This is a genomic window from Colwellia sp. BRX8-7 (assembly GCF_014077275.1).
Classification (GTDB): Bacteria; Pseudomonadota; Gammaproteobacteria; order Enterobacterales; family Alteromonadaceae; genus Colwellia_A.
This window is the reverse complement of record NZ_JACGVP010000012.1, coordinates 67,783-90,948: the sequence shown is the minus strand read 5'-3', so window position 1 is coordinate 90,948 and position 23,166 is coordinate 67,783. Positions and strand designations below refer to the sequence as shown.

At 38.7% G+C, this 23,166-nt stretch carries 13 protein-coding genes; 5 read left to right on the top strand and 8 right to left on the bottom strand.

Annotated elements, in window-relative coordinates:
- The first annotated feature begins 442 nt into the window (after positions 1-442).
- Positions 443-2,596 (top strand): putative Ig domain-containing protein, encoded by a 2,154-nt coding sequence (locus tag H4J57_RS13040; protein ID WP_182243243.1) that lies wholly within the window; start codon positions 443-445, stop codon positions 2,594-2,596.
- A 901-nt stretch (positions 2,597-3,497) separates the two neighbouring features.
- Here the strand turns inward: H4J57_RS13040 and H4J57_RS13035 are convergent.
- Together H4J57_RS13035 and H4J57_RS13030 are read right to left on the bottom strand one after the other, a co-directional pair.
- Positions 3,498-4,259: an ABC transporter permease gene (locus tag H4J57_RS13035; protein WP_070374125.1), complete on the bottom strand. Its 762-nt coding sequence runs from the start codon at positions 4,257-4,259 to the stop codon at positions 3,498-3,500.
- Complete coding sequence (locus H4J57_RS13030) at positions 4,256-5,182, bottom strand: ABC transporter ATP-binding protein (RefSeq protein WP_182214908.1); 927 nt, start codon at positions 5,180-5,182, stop codon at positions 4,256-4,258. Before H4J57_RS13030 ends, H4J57_RS13035 begins: the two co-directional genes overlap by 4 nt.
- Positions 5,183-5,523: 341 nt before the next feature.
- Between H4J57_RS13030 and H4J57_RS13025 the strand changes: the two genes are divergently transcribed.
- Positions 5,524-7,440, top strand: a complete 1,917-nt coding sequence (locus tag H4J57_RS13025) for a S9 family peptidase (RefSeq protein ID WP_182243241.1) — start codon at positions 5,524-5,526, stop codon at positions 7,438-7,440.
- 130 nt (positions 7,441-7,570) lie between these two features.
- Here H4J57_RS13025 and katG read toward each other — a convergent pair whose 3' ends face one another.
- Positions 7,571-9,793: a catalase/peroxidase HPI gene (katG, locus tag H4J57_RS13020; RefSeq protein ID WP_182243239.1), complete on the bottom strand. Its 2,223-nt coding sequence runs from the start codon at positions 9,791-9,793 to the stop codon at positions 7,571-7,573.
- A gap of 231 nt (positions 9,794-10,024) precedes the next feature.
- On the opposite strand from katG, the gene H4J57_RS20105 reads away from it, so the two are divergent.
- From H4J57_RS20105 to H4J57_RS13010, 3 genes are all read left to right on the top strand, one after another.
- On the top strand, positions 10,025-10,162 hold the full coding sequence (locus H4J57_RS20105; protein WP_259366857.1) for a hypothetical protein: 138 nt from the start codon (positions 10,025-10,027) through the stop codon (positions 10,160-10,162).
- 26 nt (positions 10,163-10,188) lie between these two features.
- Complete coding sequence (locus H4J57_RS20100; RefSeq protein WP_259366856.1) at positions 10,189-10,467, top strand: LysR substrate-binding domain-containing protein; 279 nt, start codon at positions 10,189-10,191, stop codon at positions 10,465-10,467.
- 97 nt (positions 10,468-10,564) lie between these two features.
- A complete protein-coding gene (locus H4J57_RS13010) occupies positions 10,565-11,743 on the top strand; it encodes a multidrug effflux MFS transporter (RefSeq protein ID WP_182243237.1) in 1,179 nt (392 codons plus the stop codon).
- 215 nt (positions 11,744-11,958) lie between these two features.
- Here H4J57_RS13010 and H4J57_RS13005 read toward each other — a convergent pair whose 3' ends face one another.
- From H4J57_RS13005 to H4J57_RS12985, 5 genes are all read right to left on the bottom strand, one after another.
- Positions 11,959-15,564: a response regulator gene (locus H4J57_RS13005; protein ID WP_182243235.1), complete on the bottom strand. Its 3,606-nt coding sequence runs from the start codon at positions 15,562-15,564 to the stop codon at positions 11,959-11,961.
- A gap of 347 nt (positions 15,565-15,911) precedes the next feature.
- Positions 15,912-16,490: a DNA-J related domain-containing protein gene (locus H4J57_RS13000; RefSeq protein ID WP_182243233.1), complete on the bottom strand. Its 579-nt coding sequence runs from the start codon at positions 16,488-16,490 to the stop codon at positions 15,912-15,914.
- Positions 16,491-16,894: 404 nt separating this feature from the next.
- A complete protein-coding gene (locus H4J57_RS12995) occupies positions 16,895-17,842 on the bottom strand; it encodes a class I SAM-dependent methyltransferase (protein ID WP_182243231.1) in 948 nt (315 codons plus the stop codon).
- 237 nt (positions 17,843-18,079) lie between these two features.
- Positions 18,080-19,537 (bottom strand): glycoside hydrolase family 16 protein, encoded by a 1,458-nt coding sequence (locus tag H4J57_RS12990; RefSeq protein ID WP_259366855.1) that lies wholly within the window; start codon positions 19,535-19,537, stop codon positions 18,080-18,082.
- A 68-nt stretch (positions 19,538-19,605) separates the two neighbouring features.
- Positions 19,606-22,857: a di-heme oxidoredictase family protein gene (locus H4J57_RS12985; RefSeq protein WP_182243230.1), complete on the bottom strand. Its 3,252-nt coding sequence runs from the start codon at positions 22,855-22,857 to the stop codon at positions 19,606-19,608.
- Between the last annotated feature and the right edge of the window lie 309 nt (positions 22,858-23,166).

Below are 23,166 nucleotides of genomic sequence, written 5' to 3'. Positions count from 1 at the left end.
AGGGGTTATTGCCCGATAAGATAGCCCATCACGTGCAAAAAACCGCTAACAATTAGTGGATAAAATCTATTATTTATCTCCCTATCACTAACAACTTTGTACATTTTAAACCCAAAGCGCTTAACAAAAGCACGATTTCAGTACAAATTTAATAAAAACCCACTTGACCATGAAATTAGGGACGACTCACCGTTTCCTGATTGTTTGTATCACTTTTTACTGTAGTTTATTTTTGGCTTTTCTACGATTAATCTCAGTTAAATTTAACTAGAAATGCATCATAAAATAATAAAAGAAGAACAAGTTTGGCTATTTAATTAGCCAAGTGAGTACCTTCAACTAAGCAGCACGGCACTATATACAAACCTAAGTATAACGACACAAGCTTGGTTTTATATTTCAAATAATCAAATGACAATTGAACAGTTTATAGGGGATCTAAATGACTAATATAAAAAATAAAAAAAGCTTCAACAAAAACATAATCGTCCTAAGCCTAGGTTTAGCTTTATCTGCATGTGGGGGAAGTTCAAGCGATGATAAAGTTGCTGACGTTATAGAAGTTAACTCCGCACCAACTATTAGCAGCACAGCGGTCACAACAATTGAATCAGGTTCAACTTATAGCTACTCACTAGTCGCTGCCGATGCCGATGGTGATACTTTAACAATGTCAGCCACAAATTTACCCGCTTGGCTAACTTTTGATAGTGCAACCGGAAGCTTAACGGGTACGCCAGCGGATAGTGATGCCGGAGATACGGCAATTACCTTAACCGTAAGTGATGGCACTGATGAGATAACTCAATCCTTTACTGTTTCAGTCACTGTTGCAGCACAAGCTAACAATGCTGCTGTTATTACAAGTACTGGCGTTACAAGTGCTACTGTTGGTGAGTCTTACTCCTACACGCTTACAGCAACCGATGCTGACAGCGATACACTGACAATGTCAACGACTGTCCCTGGCGCGCTTTCTTGGTTAACGTTTGATGACAGTACAGGCCTATTGTCAGGCACACCTGCATCGGGTGATGTTGCTGCTACAGAAATCACCTTAACAGTGAATGATGGCACTGTAGATACAATGCAAACCTTTACCATTACCGTTGCTGCAGTTGAAAACACCCGTAATATGGTTGCTTTTGAAGGTGCTGCAGAGACCTATGCTTTCAATAATTTTGATGGAGGCATGTCAACTGTGATGGCTAATCCACAAGCAATGGGCATAAATACCAGCAACCAAGTCGTAGAAATGCAAAAATTGGCTGGACAACCTTGGGGAGGCAGTACATTAACCTTGCCTACAGCATTAACCTTGGCTGCGGAAGATAACACCTTCACAATGAAAGTTTGGTCGGCGCGTGCAGTACCTGTGTTATTTAAACTTGAAGGCATTAATAAAGAAATATCAATGGATCATGCAGGCACTGGCTGGGAAAATCTTAGTTACGATTTTGCAGATGATGTAACAGGCGCCTTAGACAGCGTTACGGTAATATTTGATTTAGGCACTATGGGCGACGCAGAAGGAAACGCGGCAGATTGGACCTTTTATTATGACGAAATAACAACACCTGCAACCGCTGAAGAAGAAGTCGTAGGTGGTGGCTCTACAAGTACCACTGATTTTGAAGCTGATCCACAAAGCTACACCTTTAATGATTTTGATGGAGGCGCAGCCGTTGTGCTAGCCAACCCAGATGCAACGGGTATTAATACCAGCGATCAAGTGGGTCAAATGACAAAATCTGCGGGGCAAACTTGGGGTGGTTCAACAATGACATTGGCTACACCGGCGGCAATTCCAGCTAATAGCATGATTACCATGAAAGTTTGGGCTTCGCGTGCTGTACCCGTTTTAGTTAAATTTGACGATATGGATGCAGAAAGAACAGCAAACCATACTGGTTCAGGATGGGAAGAGTTGAACTTTGATTTTACTGGCGCGACCAGTACAAGTGAAACCAGACTTACCCTAATTTTTGATAATGGCGTGATGGGCGATGCCGCGAGCGATGCCGCTAACTGGACTTTCTACTTTGATGATTTTACCACCCCTGCTGCTGAAGAAGTCTCTGCAGGTAACTTTGTTGCCGTTGGAACTCCATATGACTTTGAAGCCACAGGTTTAGGCAGTGATTTTGTTTGGGCGGTATTTGAAAATGATGATAACCCTGCACTCGAATTTGTTGCTAACCCGGCTTCATCAACAGTGAATGACTCAGCAACAGTTGCTATGTTTACCGCTAGAATGGCAGGTCAGCCATGGGCTGGTACTGAAACAACGGCGGCCAATACCACACCATTTACGATGGACGCAACCAATAGCATTGTTAAAATAATGGTTTATAAGTCTGTTATCAGTGATGTGGCATTAAAGTTCTCTGTAGGCGCTGCGGCACAAGCAGAAATCAAGGTACCTAATACTAAAATCAATGAATGGGAAGAGCTTACTTTTGACTTTTCTAGCCGTATTGGTATGGCTGAAACCATTAATATTGACTCGGTGATAGTTTTCCCTGAATTTACTGACGGCAGAGCTGCCGATACCGTAAGCTATTTTGATAATATTACTTTCGGTCATAATGAATAGTGTTGATAAAAAAATAAAACTTAGCTTGTGTTTTAATTAGCTAAGTTTTACATTAATTGTTAGTAAAATAAAAAGGGTTCTGGTTTACATTGCTAAGCCCTTTTATCTCGTTTTAATAGACTTATTTGAATAAGCGGAGAGGTTTTATGAAAATATCAAAAATGTTACTCAAGAGTGAACTCGTGTTGAATATAGGATTTGGCTTAACCGTATTGTTAATTGGCAAAGTAACCCTATATTTTATCGCCTAAGAAAAGCACTAAAGGTCGTACATAATGGACAAAGCCTTTAGTAACTTTTAAATAACCCCTTTTAATCCCCACAAAAAAACAGAATCTAGCGATGTAAAAATCTTTCAGCGATGATGACTCTTCCCAAAATAGACAGTAAACCCAATATTTTTACCGTCAGCTAAGATATAAAATTCATTACCTTATTAACAGATAACAGCTTAAATATTATTGACTCGTCTTTATCGCCCAATGAATATTAAGTGAAACTATAGCATTTATCAGCAAGTAGTCAGCGTTAGGCATTTAATGAAAGACTGACTTAATCAGTTCACATTATCTCATCATTAATTTATTTAGTTTTAATTGAAAGTAAACCATCACCCAACACATCCCGTACTACTTAATAATAACTTCTCGACACTATTTCTTAATAATAATTAATGTTGAGGAGAGAATAAAGTTATTCGAATAAGTGGAGAGATTTTATGAAAACACTAAAAATGTTACTCAAGAGTGAACTCGTGTTGAATATAGGATTTGGCTTAACCGTATTGTTAATTGGCAAAGTAACTCTATATTTTATCGCCTAAACAAAGCACTAAAGGTCGTACATAATGGACAAAACCTTTAGTAACTTTTTGCTTAAATAGCGTAAACAGCCATCTCTTTTATTGTTTTATCTGATAACCACTTTTAAATATCCAAGTAACCGCTAATAAGCAAAAAGCTAAAAAGCCACTCATCACAAAAAAGCTTGTTAGTAAACTTACGTCAGCCACTTCATAAAAACTCCATCGAAAGCCACTAATCAAATAAAAAACTGGGTTAAATTGCGTTACTGTTTGCCAAAACGGCGGCAGCATACTGACAGAATAAAAAGTGCCCCCTAAGAAAACCAAAGGCGTAATAACAATAAGTGGGATCACTTGTAGTTTCTCAAAATTATCTGCCCAGATGCCAATAATAAAACCAAACAAACTAAAGGTTATAGCGGTCATCACTAAAAAGAACAACATCCAAAATGGATGGGCTATTTCCAGAGGCACAAAGAAATGTGCTGTTGCGAGAATAATCAATGCTAGCAAAATGGATTTTGTCGCCGCCGCACCGACATAACCGAGCAGCACCTCAAAGGAAGATACTGGCGCAGAAAGTAGTTCATAAATAGTACCGGTAAATTTAGGAAAATAAATACCAAATGAGGCGTTGGAAATACTTTGTGTTAACAGCGAGAGCATAATTAACCCAGGAACAATAAAAGCACCGTAGCTCACGCCATCTATTTCAGTAATTCGAGAGCCAATGGCAGAACCAAAAACAACAAAATAAAGTGACGTCGAAATCACTGGAGAAATAATACTTTGAAAAATAGTACGTTTAGTCCTGGCCATTTCAAATTTGTAAATAGCCGCAACAGCATAACGATTCATGTTTTTTCCCTTACTAATGAAACAAATATATCTTCTAACGAACTTTGATCTGTTTTGATATCTTTAAAAGCAATACCCGCTAAAGACAATTGTTGAAGTAAAGCAGATATTCCTGTGTGTTCATTGGTGGTGTCGTAACTATAAATTAATTGCATCCCTTCATTTTGTAGCTGTAAATTAAAATCAGTCAATTGCGCAGGCATTTCAATTAACGGTTCTTTTAAATCGAGGATCAATTGCTTTTTACCCAATTGATTCATTAACGCTATTTTATCTTCAACTAAAATGAGCTGGCCGTTTTTGATCACACCAATACGGTCTGCTATTTCCTCAGCCTCTTCAATATAGTGTGTCGTTAAAATAATGGTGACACCGTCGTTGCGTAATTCTCTAACCAGTTGCCACATATCTTTGCGCAGCTCTACATCGACACCTGCGGTTGGTTCATCTAAAAACAAAATAGCAGGTTCATGAGAGAGCGCTTTAGCTATCATCACTCGTCGTTTCATACCACCGGATAACTCAATCATCTTGTTATCTTTTTTATCCCAAAGTGATAATGATTTTAGCGTTTTTTCTATAAAAGCTGGATTCGGTTTTTTGCCGAATAAACCTCGACTAAATGAAACTGTTGTCCATACTGTTTCAAAGGCGTCAGTGGTTAACTCTTGTGGTACTAAGCCAATAAGACTTCGGGTATGTCGGTAACCGGTGACGATATCTTTGCCATCAACGGTGATTTGCCCAGACGTGGCATCAACTATGCCGCAAATAGCACTGATCAGTGTAGTTTTACCTGCGCCGTTTGGTCCTAGCAAGGCAAAGATTTCAGCAGGTTTTATTGATAAGTTAATATTATTAAGTGCTTGAAAACCACCCGCATATACTTTGTTAACATCTGTGATTTTAATAATGGGTTGCAAGGTTATTTCTCATCAGTATTTGAATACTACTAAGGTATACGACATACCCTATTGATGGCTAGGAAAATCAATAAATTAGTTGCCCCGTTTTTGTATTAGCTGTATTCAGGTCTTGTTTGGCATAGCTAATATCGAACGCTTGGTTAGGTGTTACGCTAAAACGGGTTAAATAAAGTGAAATTTATATGAATAAATGTCGCTTGTTAACGTTTATATTTTTACTACTTTGTCATCATTGATTAACGTATCTGTAATCTTTATTTTATGCACTATACTGGTATAGAACAAAAAACAAGCAACTGACTTAGTTTCTTGATCATCGCAACAAAAGGATTTCACCCATGATAAAGTTTCCGCTATTGATTACAATAATTTGCACAGGACTATTACTCTTTGCCTGTTCTAAACCCGCCGAAGAAGTAGCTAAACAAGCCGTTATCGAAGAAAAAAAACCTGTCTTTGAGACCTATAGCGCAGAAGAGTTCTTTAAAACAACCTCAGTCTCTGGCTCATCAATTAATGCTGATGCCAGTGCGGTTTTGATCAGTAATGATAAAACAGGTATTTTTAATGCCTACAAAATGCCACTTGATGGCTCAGCCCCAATACAATTAACTCAGTCAACAGTTGACTCTGCTTTTGCAGTAAGTTGGTTTCCTAAAGACGACAGAATTCTTTATACCGCAGACAAGGGCGGTGACGAATTAGATCATTTATATGTAAGAGAATTATCAGGCAGCATAAAAGACCTTACCCCAGGTAAAGACTTAAAAGCTTATTTTGTTGGTTGGCATGAAGATAATAAACAGTTTTTTGTTGCCTCTAATGAAAGGGACCCTAAGTTTTTTGATGTATACCGTTATCAAAATGATGATTATTCAAGGGATCTTATTTATCAAAATTCTGCCGGCTATTCAGTCGAAACTATCAGCCCAAATGGTCAGTATATTGCTTTGAGCAAAACGAATAGCAATGCAGACTCCAATTTATATTTAGCCGACTTAAATAAAGCAGACGAGTTAACTGCACTTATAACTGAGCATCAAGGTGATGTTGAACACAGTGCCTACACTTTTACTCGTGATAGTAAGCGGCTGATATATTCAACAGACGAATTTGGCGAATATAAACAGGCTTGGGCTTATGATATAAAAGCAAAAACACAAGCACTAAACTACGCTGCAGATTGGGACGTTAGTTTCACTTACTTCTCTAAAGATGGCCGTTATCAAGTCACTGGTGTTAATGCCGATGCGCAAACTAAAATAGAAATTATCGACCTGAAAATAAAGCAACCGTTAACACTTCCTAAATTGCCCAGTGGCGATTTACGTGGCGTAAACTTTTCAGCTGATGCCAGTTTAGTTATTTTTTATATCAATTCAGATACGTCGCCTTCTAACCTCTATGTTCATCAATTAGGATCAAAGCGTATTAAGCGCTTAACTAACACAGGTAATCCTAATATTATTGAAGAGAACTTAGTTGTTGGCGAAATTGTCCGCTTTAAAAGTTTTGATGGTTTAGAAATTCCTGGGATTTTATATAAACCCAAACAAGCCGCTACACAAAAAGTCCCTGCTTTAGTATGGATACATGGAGGCCCAGGAGGTCAAAGTCGTAAGGGTTATTCCGCTACCATTCAGCATTTGGTCAATAACGGCTACGCTATTTTTAGAATAAATAACCGTGGTTCAAGTGGCTATGGTAAAACCTTCTTTCATTTAGATGATAAGAAGCACGGTGACCATGATTTAAAAGATGTTGTCTATAATAAATATTATTTACAGACTTTAGATTGGGTCGACAAAGATAGAATAGGGGTTATTGGCGGAAGTTACGGTGGCTATTTAACCATGGCCGCAATGGCATTTACCGATGAGTTTACTGTCGGTGTCAATATCTTTGGTGTCACTAATTGGGTCAGAACGCTAGAAAGTATTCCACCCTACTGGGAGGCCTTTAGACAGTCTCTTTATGATGAGTTAGGTGATCCCAGTACAGATAGAGAACGTTTACGCAGTATTTCTCCAGTATTCTTCGGTGATAAAGTCAAAAGTCCGGTACTTGTTGTACAAGGTAAAAATGACCCTAGAGTATTAAAAATTGAAAGTGATGAAATGGTTGAGTCTATTCGAAGCGGTGGAACTTTCGTTGACTATTTGGTCTTTGACGATGAAGGTCACGGCTTTAGTAAAAAAGCTAATCGCATTGAAGCATCTAATAAGTACTTAAGCTTTTTAAAAACCTACTTATAGTCTGTTAACCTAAAACTCGTATGTAAAGATAAAGTCTGTTGTAGACTTTACCTTTTTTATAAGATGTTATTGCTAAAAAAGCTAATACAGCCTTAGCCGTATTAGCGATATAGTTTAAAAATAAACAAGCTTACTTTAAATCAAAGCGGTCTAATTGCATCACTTTAACCCAGGCTTTAATAAAGTCATTAATAAACTTTTTGTCAGCATCATCTGAGGCATACACTTCGGCAATGGCTCTTAATTCAGAGCTCGAGCCAAAGATAAGATCAACCGGTGTCGCTTGCCACTTTACCTTGCCTGAAGCGCGGTCAGCACCGATATAAATTCCAGCTGTAGATTCATCTTTAGTCCACACGGTAGACATATCTAATAAATTTACAAAGAAATCATTCGTTAAGACACCAGGAGTATTTGTGAACACCCCAAAAGATGAACCATCATAGTTTGCATCAAGTGCTCGCATACCGCCAACCAACACGGTCATTTCAGGGACATTTAAACCAAGAGAATTGGCTTTATCCACTAACATCTCTGTTGGCGATAGGTAACTTTCATCCGTATAAAAATTACGAAAGCCATCCGCTTTTGGTGCTAAATAATTAAATGATTTAACATCAGTTTGTGCTTGTGTTGCATCAGCACGGCCAGGCATAAAGGGTACAGCTACTGTTGTGCCTGCTTTTTTGGCTGCACTTTCAATAGCTGCTGCGCCACCTAATACGATTAAGTCTGCTAGTGATACTTGCCTTTTAGCTGATTGCTTATTGTATTTAGCTTGAATAACTTCAAGTGTTGTTAATACTTTATTAAGTTCGGCTGGATTATTAACCGTCCAACTATTTTGTGGCTCTAGTTTAATGCGAGCACCATTAGCACCGCCGCGCATATCGGTGACACGATGACTCGATGCTGAAGCCCAAGCCGTTCTCACTAACTCAGCAGTGGTTAAATCTGACTGTGTAATTTGCTTTTTCAGCTCAGCAATATCTTGCTTGGTAATCAGTTGATAGTTGACCGCAGGAATAGGGTCTTGCCATGTTAGCACTTCACTCGGCACTTCACTGCCCACGTATCTTGCACGAGGTCCCATATCACGATGTGTTAATTTAAACCAAGCTCGAGCAAAAGCTTTTTCAAATGCTTGAGGCTCTGCTCTAAAACGTTCAACAATTTTACGAAACTCAGGGTCTTCTTTTAGAGCAAGATCTGTAGTAAACATAATGGGTGCATTACGTTTATTAGGGATATGGGCATCCGGTACTAAGTTAACCGCAGCTTTGTTTTCAGGTGTCCACTGTTTAGCTCCAGCAGGGCTTTTCGTTAGAACCCAGTTGAAGTTCATTAGGTTATCTAAGTAATTCGTTGACCATTGTGTTGGCGTCGTTGTCCAAGCACCTTCTAAGCCACTGGTTATCGTATCTGCGCCAACACCGCTGTCACATTTGTTTTTCCAGCCTAAACCCTGTGCTTCAATATCAGCGGCTGCGGGCTCTGCACCAACACAATCACTGGGTTTTTTCGCTCCATGTGCCTTACCAAAAGTATGACCACCAGCGCTTAAAGCAACAATTTCTTCATCATTCATCGCCATACGACCAAATGACATTCTGATGTCTTGGGCAGCTAAGAGAGGATCAGGTTTACCATGGGGCCCTTCTGGATTAACATAAATCAAGCCCATTTCTACTGCAGCAAGAGGACCTTTCAATTTACCCTTTTTATCGCGACGTTTATCAGTAAGCATGGTCGTTTCAGATCCCCAATAAACTAAATCAGGTTCCCAATCATCCGTTCTGCCACCAGCAAAACCAAAGGTTTTAAAACCCATCGATTCTAGCGCTACATTGCCCGAAAGCACCATCAAATCAGCCCAAGAAATTTTACGACCATATTTTTGTTTAACCGGCCATAATAATCGACGCGCTTTATCTAAGTTAGCATTATCAGGCCAGCTATTAAGGGGTTCAAAACGTTGTTGCCCACCCGACGAACCGCCGCGCCCGTCATGTACTCTATACACACCAGCACTGTGCCAAGCCATGCGGATCATTAATGGGCCGTAATGCCCCCAATCTGCAGGCCACCAAGATTTTGAGTCAGTCAGTGTGGTTTGAATATCTTTTTTAAGTTGGGTTAAATCAAGACTGGCAAATTCTTCAGCATAATTGAATTGTTCGCCGTATGGATTAGATTCAGCGCTATGCTGGCGTAAGGGGCTAAGATTTAACATATCTGGCCACCAAAACTGATTGGTTTTTGCTTCATTGGCCGCGAATGCAGTTGTAGGTATTACCATTGCAGATAAAGCAACAGAGATTGCCGCAGCAATCGGAAGGGTTTTATTAAACATGTGCAGTCCTTTTTTATAATAATGGGTTTATAAAATGTCATCGTTAGCATAAGAACAATAAGGAGAATTGAATAGTTGATTAAATTGAAGATAATGTTCTATTTTACATAATGACTGGTTTAATATTTTCAATTAAAAATTATTGAAGACCTATCACATAGACTTGTTGAAAAGGTACCTGCCAGTGAAATTGATGCCGATATTCTTGCATTACCCTACTCTATTGAGGGATTGATCAGTTTCAATTTTTGGCAAGAAGGCTTTTATTGGGTCTGTCATAAAGATGAGTGTCCAAATAAAGTTCAGGGAATTACCAGTGAAGCGTTAGAAATTGATAAGCTGATGTTTTTAAAAGAAGGCATTGCTTAAAAGGTCATGCCATAGCAGCTTATCGCTTGCAGCCTTCACACAAAAAGCAAGACACTGATGTTGACTCGGCGAGTCCTCATACTTTGATACAAATGGTTGCAGGAAAACTTGGTACAACACTTTTGCCACAGATAGCCTTAGAGCCATTGACCTTGAACGAGTCAGAACTTCGGGCGATTCATGTAAATGAACCCGGGCCACACCGCACCATTGTCTTAATCATTAGACTTAACTATGTCCGAACTAATGAATTAACGCTACTTAAAGATATTTTCACCAAACAATTAACTAACAAGTATAGTTAAAGCGAAATGCTGTTTAGTTTCATTAAATTAACGATAATTCGCTTCTGCTAATAACGCCAATATCTTATACTAGGCAGTCATCATTATTGAGACTGAAATGACAAATAGACAACTTTTACCACTGCTGATTTTAATGGTTATTTTTAGCCCTTTAGCCATAGATATATTTTTACCCGCTTTACCCATTATGGCTGAAGAACTTCTTGTTCCCATGAAGGAAATTCAATGGAGCATAACGATATTCATTCTAAGTATGGGCTTTGGTCAACTGATAAGTGGCCCACTCGCTGATAGATATGGTCGTCGCCCCGTTGCGATGGCTGGTATAATTATTTATGGCTTGGCTTCTCTTCTTTGTGCTTATGCAGATAACTTAACGTTTTTTCTCCTTAGTCGTTTAGTACAAGGCTTTGGTGCTTGCGCCATTGTTGTAGCCGCCTTTGCCAGTGTCCGTGATAAATACAACGCAATAGAAAGTGGCGTGATGTACTCTTATTTAAACAGTGCTATATGCTGTATTCCTGCGCTTGCACCATTACTGGGTAATGTTTTAACCGAGTATTTTGGCTGGCGAAGTAACTTTCAATTTATGACAGGATATGCTGTTTTTGCCGGTTTTATTTTGTTTTTTACCCTCAAAGAAACCAGGCCCACGCATACCATACCCTCTAAAAACCTTATCAGCTTGGCGCATTTTATTACGGTGGCGAAACACCCTGTCTTTCTTTTTAATGCTTTGGTGGTGATGTTATCAATGGCAATTATTATTGCCTACGTAACGAGTTCTCCTGCTTGGTTAATGGTGAGATTGGGGTTAGATCAGCAGAGTTTTGTTTATTGGTTTAGTCTCAATGCTGTCATTAATATTGTCGCTTGTTTTTTGGCTCCTCAGGTTTTAGTTAAATTTGGTGCGCGGGTAACCATAGGTTTTGGTATGGTTTTGCTGATTGTGGCCGGATTGTTAATGTTAACGTTATTAGCTTGGCAAACGCCTGCCGCTTTTATGTTACCAATAATGATCAGTTCACTTGGTTTTTCATTACTGATGGGAGCTTGTGCAGGACAAGCTCTAGCACCTTTTGGTGAAAAGGCAGGTTCAGCTTCAGCGCTGTTAGGATTTGTACAAATGAGTGGTTCAGCAGTTATTGTATATTTATTACAACTATTGCCACTCAATGAAGCTGAGCAATTGGTGTTATTAATGTTGTCAATAATTCCAGTGTACTTCATCTGGAAGTTGCCTCAAGTAAAAGCCCGTATCATGTTAGATGGTTAGCAATTGGTGGTGATTTTTGATTTATTACCACGATTACCACTAAATTTAGATAATGAAGATATACGTGACTTGAGACTCTGGCACAAAAAAGTGTAATCGCTGACAAGTATTGTATTTTCGGTCAATATCAATATTTCACAGAGTAGATTAATTTTGACTTTGATAAATATAAACTAACCTTTCTTTTTATTTTTAACTACTTGCATAACGAACGCTTAATATTCGGGTAGCCAGCGTTTCAATGCCTCTTGTAGCTTGTTAGGGTTCACAGGTTTAGCAATAAAGTCGTCCATTCCTACGGCTAAGCACTTCTCTCGGTCACCTTGCATTGAGTTGGCAGTCATGGCGATTATCGGAATATTGCTATTAAGTACCTTAGATTGAGGAAGACGAATTTTTTTAGTCGCTTCATAGCCATCCATTACGGGCATTTGACAATCCATAAAGACTAAATCAAAAGGTAAGTTTTGTAACGAATTTAGTGCTTCTTCACCGTTAGCCGCTAGGTCAACTTGCACACCAAATTTTCTCAACAAACCTTGTGCGACTCTTTGATTGATAGCATTGTCTTCTACAACAAGAACCCTTGCTTTGAACTGCGGAAGTGCACGAGCGCTAAACGCCGTGATCAAAGGTTGCTGTTGGGAATTAACGCCAGCAATGGTCATTAAGGTATTGTAGAGAATCGACTGATCAACAGGTTTGTTTAGATATCCGTTAAAACCAGCCGCTTTTAATCTTTCAGCATCGCCACGTTGCCCTTGTGAGGTCAACATTAATAAACGTGTTGTTGAAAAAATATCGCTATCGGCTTTAATCTTAGTTGCTAGTTGAAGCCCATCCATTTCAGGCATTTGCATATCCAAAATAGCAATATGGTAAGGAGTTCCTTGTATTCTAGCTTGGGTCAGTTTTTCTAATGCCTTATCTCCACTATCTACTAGGGTATGCTCGACTTGCCACTTGGTCAGTAATAAACCTAACAAAGTCCGGTTAGTTAAATTATCATCAACCACCAGTATCTTTTGATTCTGTAAATTGTCATAAATTTTCTTGGGTCGCATGTTATCAGCATTAGCAATATTTATACTAAACCAAAATGTAGAGCCTTCTCCGTCAACACTTTTCAGTCCGATCTCGCCGCCCATCAATTCAACTAATTGTTTACTTATAGATAGTCCCAATCCGGTGCCACCATATTTACGGGTCGTTGAACCATCGGCCTGGCTAAAACGTTCAAATAGCTTGTTTTGATCCGCTAACGTTAGACCAATGCCAGTATCAGATATCTCAAAGAGGAATTTAGTGTGCTGCTTAGTCTGCTCTTGTACTTTGCAATGGACTGAAACCTCGCCTTGCTCTGTAAACTTTATCGCATTACCGATAAGATTATTGAGTATTTGACGAATACGCCCAGAGTCTGCAATAAATGACTGAGCGGGTAAAACATTAGCCGGACAAATTAGCTCTAAACCCTTGTTATGTGCTTGAAAAGCGAGACTGGTAGCAAGGTCGTGGAGCAATACTTCTAAATCAAATTCAAGTGGTTCAAGCGCTAACATTCCCGCTTCAACTTTTGAATAATCAAGAATATCGTTAATAATACACAGTAATGACTCGGCACTATTTTTTACTGTTTTCGCAAAATTGTGTTGTTCTGGATTTAGAGCCGTATCAAGTAAGAGGCTAGTCATGCCGATGACGCCATTCATCGGTGTGCGGATTTCATGACTCATGTTAGCTAAAAAAGCGGTTTTTGATTCATTAGCAACATCAGCTTGTTTTTTGGCTTCAGCTAAGCGAATAATCGTCTCTTTTTGATGGCTAATATCAGTACTGATATAAGTATAACCACTGAGTAATTTATTTTTATCGTAAAGTGGTACAATCGTAGTGTCTACCCAATAGCATTGTCCCTCTTTAGCTTTAATACGCACCTCATCATGCCAATATTTCCCCTTAGAAATCGCCGCAAAAATCTTATGCCAATAATATTTTGACTGGTTATTAGCATTTAGAATATTATGATTTTTACCGATGAGTTCTTTACGGTTGTAGCCAATAATGGCGCAAAACTTATCATTGGCGTAGCTAATAATACCGTTAATATCGATGACAAGGACCAGCGAATGTTCATCCATCGCTTGTTTTTGTGCAGCCAAATCTTGTTGGGCGGTAATGCGTTTTTCTTCATTGATCACTCGTGCATCAATTTCTATTTTGAGTTTTTTATTCATGCGAAAAAACACTAAAATAATCAAAATGAACAATGAGGTTATCGGTAATGCCCAGACGAGAATGGTTGATAATTCAGTACCCGATTGAACGTGTACCGATAACCAATTATTTGCGATAGCAGAACGTTTTTTTTCATTCATCGCAGCAAAGGTTTTATTTAAAATAGGAATAAGGGGTTCAAGCCCTTTTCTTACCGCCATCGATAATTCAAGTGTATAAGGGGTAAAGGAGGTAATAATCAGGTCATTAATTTTATTTTTGTTTATTTCATAATTAATCGCGGCAATAGAATCAACAAAAGCGTCAATTTCCCCTGACTGTAATTTTTTAAGTCCGTCTTCAACCGAAAAAACATCTACAATTTTAATACTGGGGTGATCTCGACTAATCAATTCATTATAAACATAGCCTTTAATTAGACCTAACCTCCTGCCTTGTAATGACGATAAACTTTCAGCATAAAAAGCGTTTTTCTTGCTAACAATGACGAGAGAAATTTCAAAGTAGGGTTCAGTAAAATTTATATATTCAGCTCTTTCTTTTGTATAAAAAATTGAAGACATGACATCAATTTTGCCAAGTTTAAATTCCTCTAGCGCTTCCCCCCAACTCTTACCTACTGTTGGTGTTAAATTTATTTGCAGTTGTTGTTTTGCATACAACATGTAATCTGCTGATATTCCGCTATGTTCACCCAATTCATCATTAAATTCAAAAGGAGGAAATGCAGAGTCAGTCCCCAAACTAAAAGAATTATTTTCTGACAGCCATTTTTTTTCGTTATCCGTTAAACTAGCAACAGATGATGATTTTTGAAAAAATGGTTTTAAGGTGGGTAGCCACTGTTTTTCTAATTCAATAATGTTATTAACGGGAATGTTTTCAATACCAGCATTAATTTTAGCTAATAATTCAGGTTGACCTTTTGCTATCACCCCAAAGACATTATTAGAAACAATAATTTCTTCAGAAATAGTGAATACTCCAGTTAAGCCTTTTTTCGCTATTTGTGCAAAGGCATTAGGTAACTCAGCAACAACAGCCTGAACCTCATTATCTAATAACTTCTCGAGAGCATCATCAAAGTTTTTATACGTTGATTGCTCAAAGCTAGCAAAATTTTCCTTAAGGTAGGACTCTTGAAAGCTAAAATATTGACTGGTTATTTTAATATCACTTAATTCTCTTAGCTTAGATTTTTTGTCAATTGAGCGATTATAAATGATACCGGTTTGTACATTATGGATAGGTAAGGAAAAATCAGCCCACTGTTGTCGTTGCTGATTCTGAAAGAGCCCAACATGTAAGGTATTCTTTTGTTTGAGCAACGCTATACTTTCTTCAAAGGGCAATAAAACAAAGCGAATAGGAATATTGTTAGTTTTAGACCAGAGCTGCCAAAACTCAACATAAAGCCCACTAGGATTGCCATTGGGAAGCTTAAAACTAAAGGGCAAGTTATCTTCAGTGGCAACAACAGTAATAACACCTAACGGCTCATTGCCCAGCTCTTGTGAAACTGATGGAAAACTATGAATAAATGCAAAAGTTAATAGCAGATAAAAGGTAATTCTTAATTTCATATTATTAATTTTTATTCTTCATGTCGTGAGTATAAGTTAAGTATTATCTTGAATATCTTACCGGGAAATTAATAAATCTCAGTCAATAGCATTACCCGTAATATATCCATAATAGAGTCGTGTGTTGAGAACACATTTCATTAACTGATGATTAGAAGGCTTATCGTTATACAAGCGCATTCTATCAACAAAACTTAGCACTAAGTCGCTTTAAAATCAATCAGCACTAACATCCCTCTCCGTCTAAAATGTGCGCTTTGGCTATCCAACTACAGATATTAAAAACTATTTTTGCAATTCAACACATATCAGTTTATTCACGTCGTTTAATATCACCAACCGTAAAATTAGTCTTTGCGATGATAGCGCCAACTTAATACCTCATAAGCTTGACGAATTTCGATAAAATCGGCCGCGCAGCCACCTTTATCGGGATGAGTAATGGCAACTTTCTTCTGATAGGCCCGACGTATCCCAAACCAATCAATATTTTTATCTACCCCTAACGTCGTCAGAGCAGCAGAAACCTTATCTACTGCGCGGTATCTTTGCCAAAAACGGGAAAAGAGTAACTCCACTTCTGCAAGGGTAATGTTATTTAAGTTAGACCAGTTTAAATAGTAATGGGCTAGATCAGTATCGCGCATAGCCAAGTTAGCTTTAGCTGCAGCATGATTTGGCACTAAACAAATTTCTAATGGGAAAATAGTCAGTAAAAAACCCTCACTTTTAATATCTCGTTGAATTTGATAAAGCGCATTCATAACAAAAAAATTCTTTTGAAATATGGCAATTTGAGGGTCAACATCCTTTTTTATCAGTAGCAAGAAATCCTGTTGGCAAAGATTGACTAAATCAATTATGGAACAAGCACTGTTTTGTTTTTTTAAATATCCCAGTATGTTAATAATCAAAGGATTGGTCATAGGTTCATTCCTTGTTGATTTAATACTTTTAAGCCAGTAGATAAATTAAAAGCTAACGTTAAACGGTTGTCTTCTGATGACAAGTACCTTAACGGCTAAGCGATCACTCGCGGGTAAGTTTAGTAACACACCTGCAATTGAAGACATAAACTATTTTCATCTCTTTTCAAGAAAATAAGTAATAGCTCACATGTAACGTCAAAAAATAATAACTAAAATTAATGATGAGCGCGTTAAACTGATTTGTTGATATTATTGATTCTACTAGACAGCAAAAATCCACAAAACTTTCTGCATACCTTGTTCACCAAAGGTCTGCAATTTATTATTGTACAGCAGCAAAGTATTAAACAAGTCATTACCTCTCAAATATGAGGAGTAATGACTTGTTAGTATTATCTATCTTAAATTTTTTCGAATACAGTCACTCTTAACTTGCGGTCAACATTATCATCGGGAAAATCACACTCACTGGTAAAGCGTTCTGACATTTTCAAACTATGGCCAGATGATTCAATAATCTCGGCATCTGACTCATCCCACGTTGCATCATAACGATGAAATAAACAAATCAACCAACCGCCCTGACTTAAAAGCTTTGAACACATACTCACCAATTTAGAAAAATCTTGCCCTTTAGGCTGATGCTCTGCATAAGGTGATTTATAAACGGTTGGCGGTGGATCTAAAATAATGCCTTCGAACTGCTGACCACTTTTTATTGCCTTAGGTAAATGCTTATAGATATCACCCTTTATAAAACTGCGAGTGCCAAAGTCCATAGCATTTTTTTCGTAACTTTTTTCAATACGCGGTAATAACGCTTTCGATCTGTCCAGGTGAATTGCGGCCTTCGCGTTCCCCTTTAAAGCCGCTATACCCAAACTGCCCGTGAATGAAAATAAATTCAATACACGACGGCCTTCACTATTATTAGCTAACCACTTACGAACGGGACGTGCATCCAGATATAAACCACAATTATGCATCGTATCGGCAAGCAAACTATAATAGACCCCGTATTCCTTGGTAAATTCTGGCGCATCAGCAATATCGCCATGAAGCGAGAACATTCTATTCTTCAAGCGTAACCCGAGAGTTTGATCACCTTTTGCCATAATAAGCGTGAAGGGAAAACACTGTAATAGTGCATCTTTGATTACATCAAGGTCCTCACGAATATCGTCTTTAAATTCGACCAAGGCCATAGTGCCAAATTTTTCAATAACTACACCCGGCGCTCCTTCGGTGTAACCATGGAAAACACGCCAAGAATCAAATTCATCTGATTCATTTAAGATTTTTCTATCATTCCATGCTTTTTCGATGAGATCTTGCCACTTTATAGTCAAATCTATGTCCTGCCCTTAGGTATATTTCTAGTGTGGATTGTCTATATTCGTTAGATAATAAGTTAACAAAGAACACACTATCGCTTAAAACTTGTCAGCACGAGTTACTTTGAAAGCAGAACATCAAATAAATAAAATAATGCTGCATCAGCAACTTATTCAATCAATATTATAACTAACCACTGCCGGTGTTAATACTGATATCCTAATAAATCAACCTTGTTATTAAAAGTTCTCCTAATTGAACATATTTTGTTTAAGATACTTCTGCCTAAATACTATCAACATCAGCAGTAGTAAATAACTGAATAAACCACCACTACTTTTCCCCCTCTCATCATCATCGCCAGCGTCAAGCGGCATGTTGTTAACGCTAAATTTAATAGTGCTGCTTACTGAAAGTCTTGGGTTACCGTTGTCAGTTACGGTCAAGTCTACTTGATATGAATTCCCGCCGGCCATAGAAGAGGGATCAAAACTAACAAGACCACCGTCGATAATAGGTGATGGAATAGTACCGGATATAAGCCAAACATAAGAAAGGATATCGTCAGCATTTTCATCGGTGGCGTTAGCAGATATTGTGACTAAACCTCCGCTAATATCAACTGATGACACCGCCACATTATTCTGTGTTATCGACAAAGAAACTTCAGGAGATATATTAACTATCTCTTCGAAACAGCCCTTTTCATCAACACTTTCTCCTGATGGAGTATTTGGACACTGATCAAGGCTATTCTCTATGCCGTCGTTATCATCATCAGCATAAACAGCGGGCGTATTTTCATTACAGCGCTGGGCATTATTTTGATTGGTAGCACTACAATGCGCTAAATAATCCACTTCCATGGTTACTTTGCGCAGACTTGGGTCTATCGCCCCACCTAGATTTCCCCCCATAGCAACGTTGAGTAAAACAAACATCGGTTCTTTATATTGTGGACAATTCGATACATTATGCGCAGTGACTAAGGTATCATCCATATAAAATGATATGTTGTTTTCATCCCATTCAATGGCGTAATCATGCCAATCGAGTACATCATTAGCGCCATTTGGATAAGCAAATCTCACTTCACTACCACAAGATCCCCCACCGGTATTAAAAAAGTTAGTTATATAAGTGCTAGGACTATTGGCAAACCATTCCCAGACATCAATCTCGCCAGCACCTGGGTTGGGCCAGTTAACAAAGTCATCATCATTTTTACGGGGGCTTTCAGCAATACGATTCTCTAACATCCAAAACGCCGGCCAAGAACCCCTTTCAAGGTTATGAAAACGAATTCTTGACTCTATTCTGCCATAGAGAAACTCACGTTTATCTTTACCGTTAATTCGACCGGAGGTCCAATCTCTAGATTGATTATTCAAGCCTACACAATTAGTTTGCTGTTTTCTGGCGATTATTTTTAAGGTGCCATCAGAGACATCAAAGTTCTTATCAATGGAACTATCATCATCGGTATAACATTGAACTTCGTTATTAAAATTAGCATCGACTTGGGCCGTCCAATTTTGCCAATTAACACTGTCTCCTGAAAAAGTATCTATATAGTTAACTTCCCAACCTGCCATAGTAGGTGTCGTTATTAACAAACTCAGCAAACTCATTAGAAACAGTCGACTTTTAAAGCTGATATTCTTTAGCATTGAATTAACATTGCACGGATAAACTGAATATTGGTTCATTATTATTCTCTTTTTTCTTAAAAGAACTTATTAAATCAATCGATAATCAATTTAATAAGCTGCTGATTTTATAGTGATTTTAAAAAGGCTATTAATGAAGCTTCGTCAGCATCAGAAAGTGCTTCATACTTAACTTTAGAAGCTGCTGATTCCCCACCGTGCCAGAGAATTGCTTCATCAATCGTTCTCGCCCGTCCATCATGCAAATAACTATGCTCGGGCGTACAAACTTCATTACCTTGGCCGCCAACGGGGTTTTCTACACCTCCAGTAACGCAAGCCGACAAACCTATGCCCCATAGCGGTGTTGTTCGCCATTCAGCCCCTGTAGCGTTGCCCTCACCTAAGTTGTCAGCAAGACCTTCACCCATATCATGTAACAGTAAGTCGGTATAAGGATGAATAGTTTGATCTCTTAGTTCTGTAAACGGATGATAAATACTGGTTTGCAGTGTTGCGGTATGACAATCCACACAACCAATACTTGAGAATAACGCTTGTCCTTGTTGTACCTGAGGATCATCAAGGCCACGTTGCGCTCGTACACCCAACAATGCGATGTATTTCACTAAATTGTTCAAGTGCTGGTCGCTTATTTCAGATTGGTCATGACCACATTCATTTCTTTCTTGTTGAGCAGAACCACAATCTGGTGATGGTAGTACAGAGGTCATCACCCCCATATCAGTATTAAACGCTGCCGCAATTTGATGCTTTATGCTTGATGTAGCGGCTTTCCAACCAAAACGTCCAAGGCGAATATCTTGGGTTTCGGGATCGATAGCACTTTGCGCTTTACCTGAAATACCAAAGGGAGCAAATTCATCATTGACATCAGCCATCGCTAAAATAGTTTCTTCAGGAATTGCTTCTAATAATCCTAGGCCAACGAGTTGAGGTGCAATGCGTGCTGAGAATTTTTCTGGCGTACCCGTTGAAAACTTATAATTAGGTGAACGTAAACCATTCACCTCAGTCCATGATTCAATAGCTACCGTTCCTTCACTTTGTACGCTTCCCGTATTCGATGGCTGTAAAACATCGCCACGCTGGGCATCGGGTTCACCATCAGCATCAGCAATTTTAAAGACCCATTTGTCTAATGCCTCGCCAATTGGTGCCGGAGCTGCCCTACCATTACGTTCATGACAACTTGCGCAACTATGATTAACAAAATGTGTACCTGACTTACCTACCATTTCTGAAAAAACACCATTGGCTGGGTCTTCATCATGTTTACCATCAACAAAAGAGGTATGATGAATACGTCTTCCTAAAACGAACGCTTGCCCATTTAAACTTGATAAATTAGTCGCCATTTGCATGAAGTGGTCATTAGGTTCATTAGTATATTGATAAGGTAATGTGGTATCACCGCCTAACCAACCTTGTTTAGCGATAGGATGTGAGTTTTCACGCTCTGATGATTTATCATCAAAATCTCCGACTGTTTTCCAAGGAGCCATGCCACCTTTACCGACTTGGTAAAGGTAAGTTGTGCCGTAATAATTTGACCGCCCCTCAGGAACGCCCAATAAAAACTGACTAACTTCAATTTCCATATGTTGGCCAATACTGAGGGTTTCTGTGCTGCCATTAAGTCCGCGAAACTCATTAATGGTTACTGAATATTTATATTGATCGCCGCTAGTACTTGTTTGCACAAGGTCGTCATCGTAACTACCGTGACCGACCGTCACAACGTTAGGCTCATAATTACCATGGTATTCAGCAACCGTATTCATTCCTGAGTACCATGCCCTAAATTCTAATGCCTCAAGCTGCCATTGTGTTACCCATTCAATTAAAATAGATGAGCCGCCTTTAGCCACATAATCGGTGAATTTATAGCGCGCTGTTCTATGGGTCCAATAATGAGAAAGGTAATGATCGTATTGCTGAAATTGATCTTCTTTAGCATGACGATCACGTCCTCTGTCAGCGAACTTGGTGACCACAGCATCATTAGTTTCATAAATTAAAGCATGTTCTTGTGCCGTGCTAGAGGTATAAAGTGGCACGATATCACCAAAAAGTCCGTATTCTTGAAGGTTCCAACCCGCTATAGCCGCACCTTCAGTGGTTCCTTTTTCGGTGTCACCTTTATAAAAGTATAACGGTTTACCCTGATAGGCAGCTTGTGTTGTGCCATCATTTCGATTAATGATTGATAAATTTGGCACACCAGAAGCGACACCATCAGCCACTAAAAGCGGAGGCCAATTAACCGCACAACCGTCGTTGCAATTACTGCCGTCAGATCCAATGTCATTATCAAAGGTATATAAACTAAAACCTGGCTTTTGGCTGTCTTCACCACCAACAAGGATATCGTTGTTAAACGCCACTTCAATTAACTGTTCTACGGCTTCACAGCCGAGAAAATCGACAAAGGTCCCGATAGGTGTATCTGGACAATTATCCAGATTATTAAATACGCCATCACCATCTGAGTCAGCGCACCCGACCTCATTAATTTCTGCATTTTCAAGCGTATCAGGACACAAATCTAGGTCGTTACCAATACCATCTAAATCATCATCAATAACCGCTGTTATTTGCAGCCAATTAATATTGAATGAACCTGCGTTTATCGCTAATCGTAAGGTAAAAGTACCGCTTGTCGTTAAAAACGAATTAACCACATGGGTTTCAAAGGTTTGCCATCCCCCCGTGCTAGCAACATTGTCACTACCAATTGTATTGCCATTTATCGACAGCGTATAATTACCACCGCCTGAATCTGAAGCCACGCGGCTGCTAATGGTATAAGTCCCAGCACTTAAGGTTACCGGGTATTCTAGCCATTCTGTTGCTTGGGTATAACCAATATTGTAACCGCCGCCCACATCAGTGGTAACTTCGATATCTACAGCGTCATTACGGTAACTTGCTCCGCCTTCATTGCTCGCCGTGGTATCAAAATAGCTGATGTAATCTTCTGCTTGAACAAGCACATCAGCAACCTCTTCAATGACCGCACAGCCAGAGCTGTCTACCCTTGTATTGTCTGGAGTTTCAGGACATCTATCCTCGGCATCTTTAACACCATCATTATCACTGTCCGTATCGACACTAACAATAATGATTTCGCAACCACTCGCGTCTACATTGGTATTGGCTAATGTATTAGGACACGAATCGACTTGGTCGAATACCCCATCATTATCAGTATCTACATTGATAGTCTCTTTTTCTGTTGGAGTTGACCCACCTCCACAACTTATTAGCGTACTGAGTAATAACAATGAAAGCATTTTTTTTGAAAAAACACTTAAAGCTCCTGTTAGTGCGCTAAGATTTAATGTTAATTTGCTCATTATTTTATTATTCTTCTCTTAAAATATTCAATTAAGTCAATGATTAACCAGCTTAATGAATAATTTGGTTTATAACGATCCCAAAAGATAAACAGTACTGCTGCACTTATATCAATAAGCGCTAACTCTGCATTTTTGAATTATCTTACTGTCTAGCATCCTATAAATAGTCATGTTCAGACTTGACTATTTTTAGCACAATTATTGGCCAAACAGCATCGAAATACGGTCAAAGGGGGGGTAGAAAAAGTTGAAGTGGATAAAGGAAATGAACGAGTATTAATGATAAACTTTTGTTATCACCCTCAC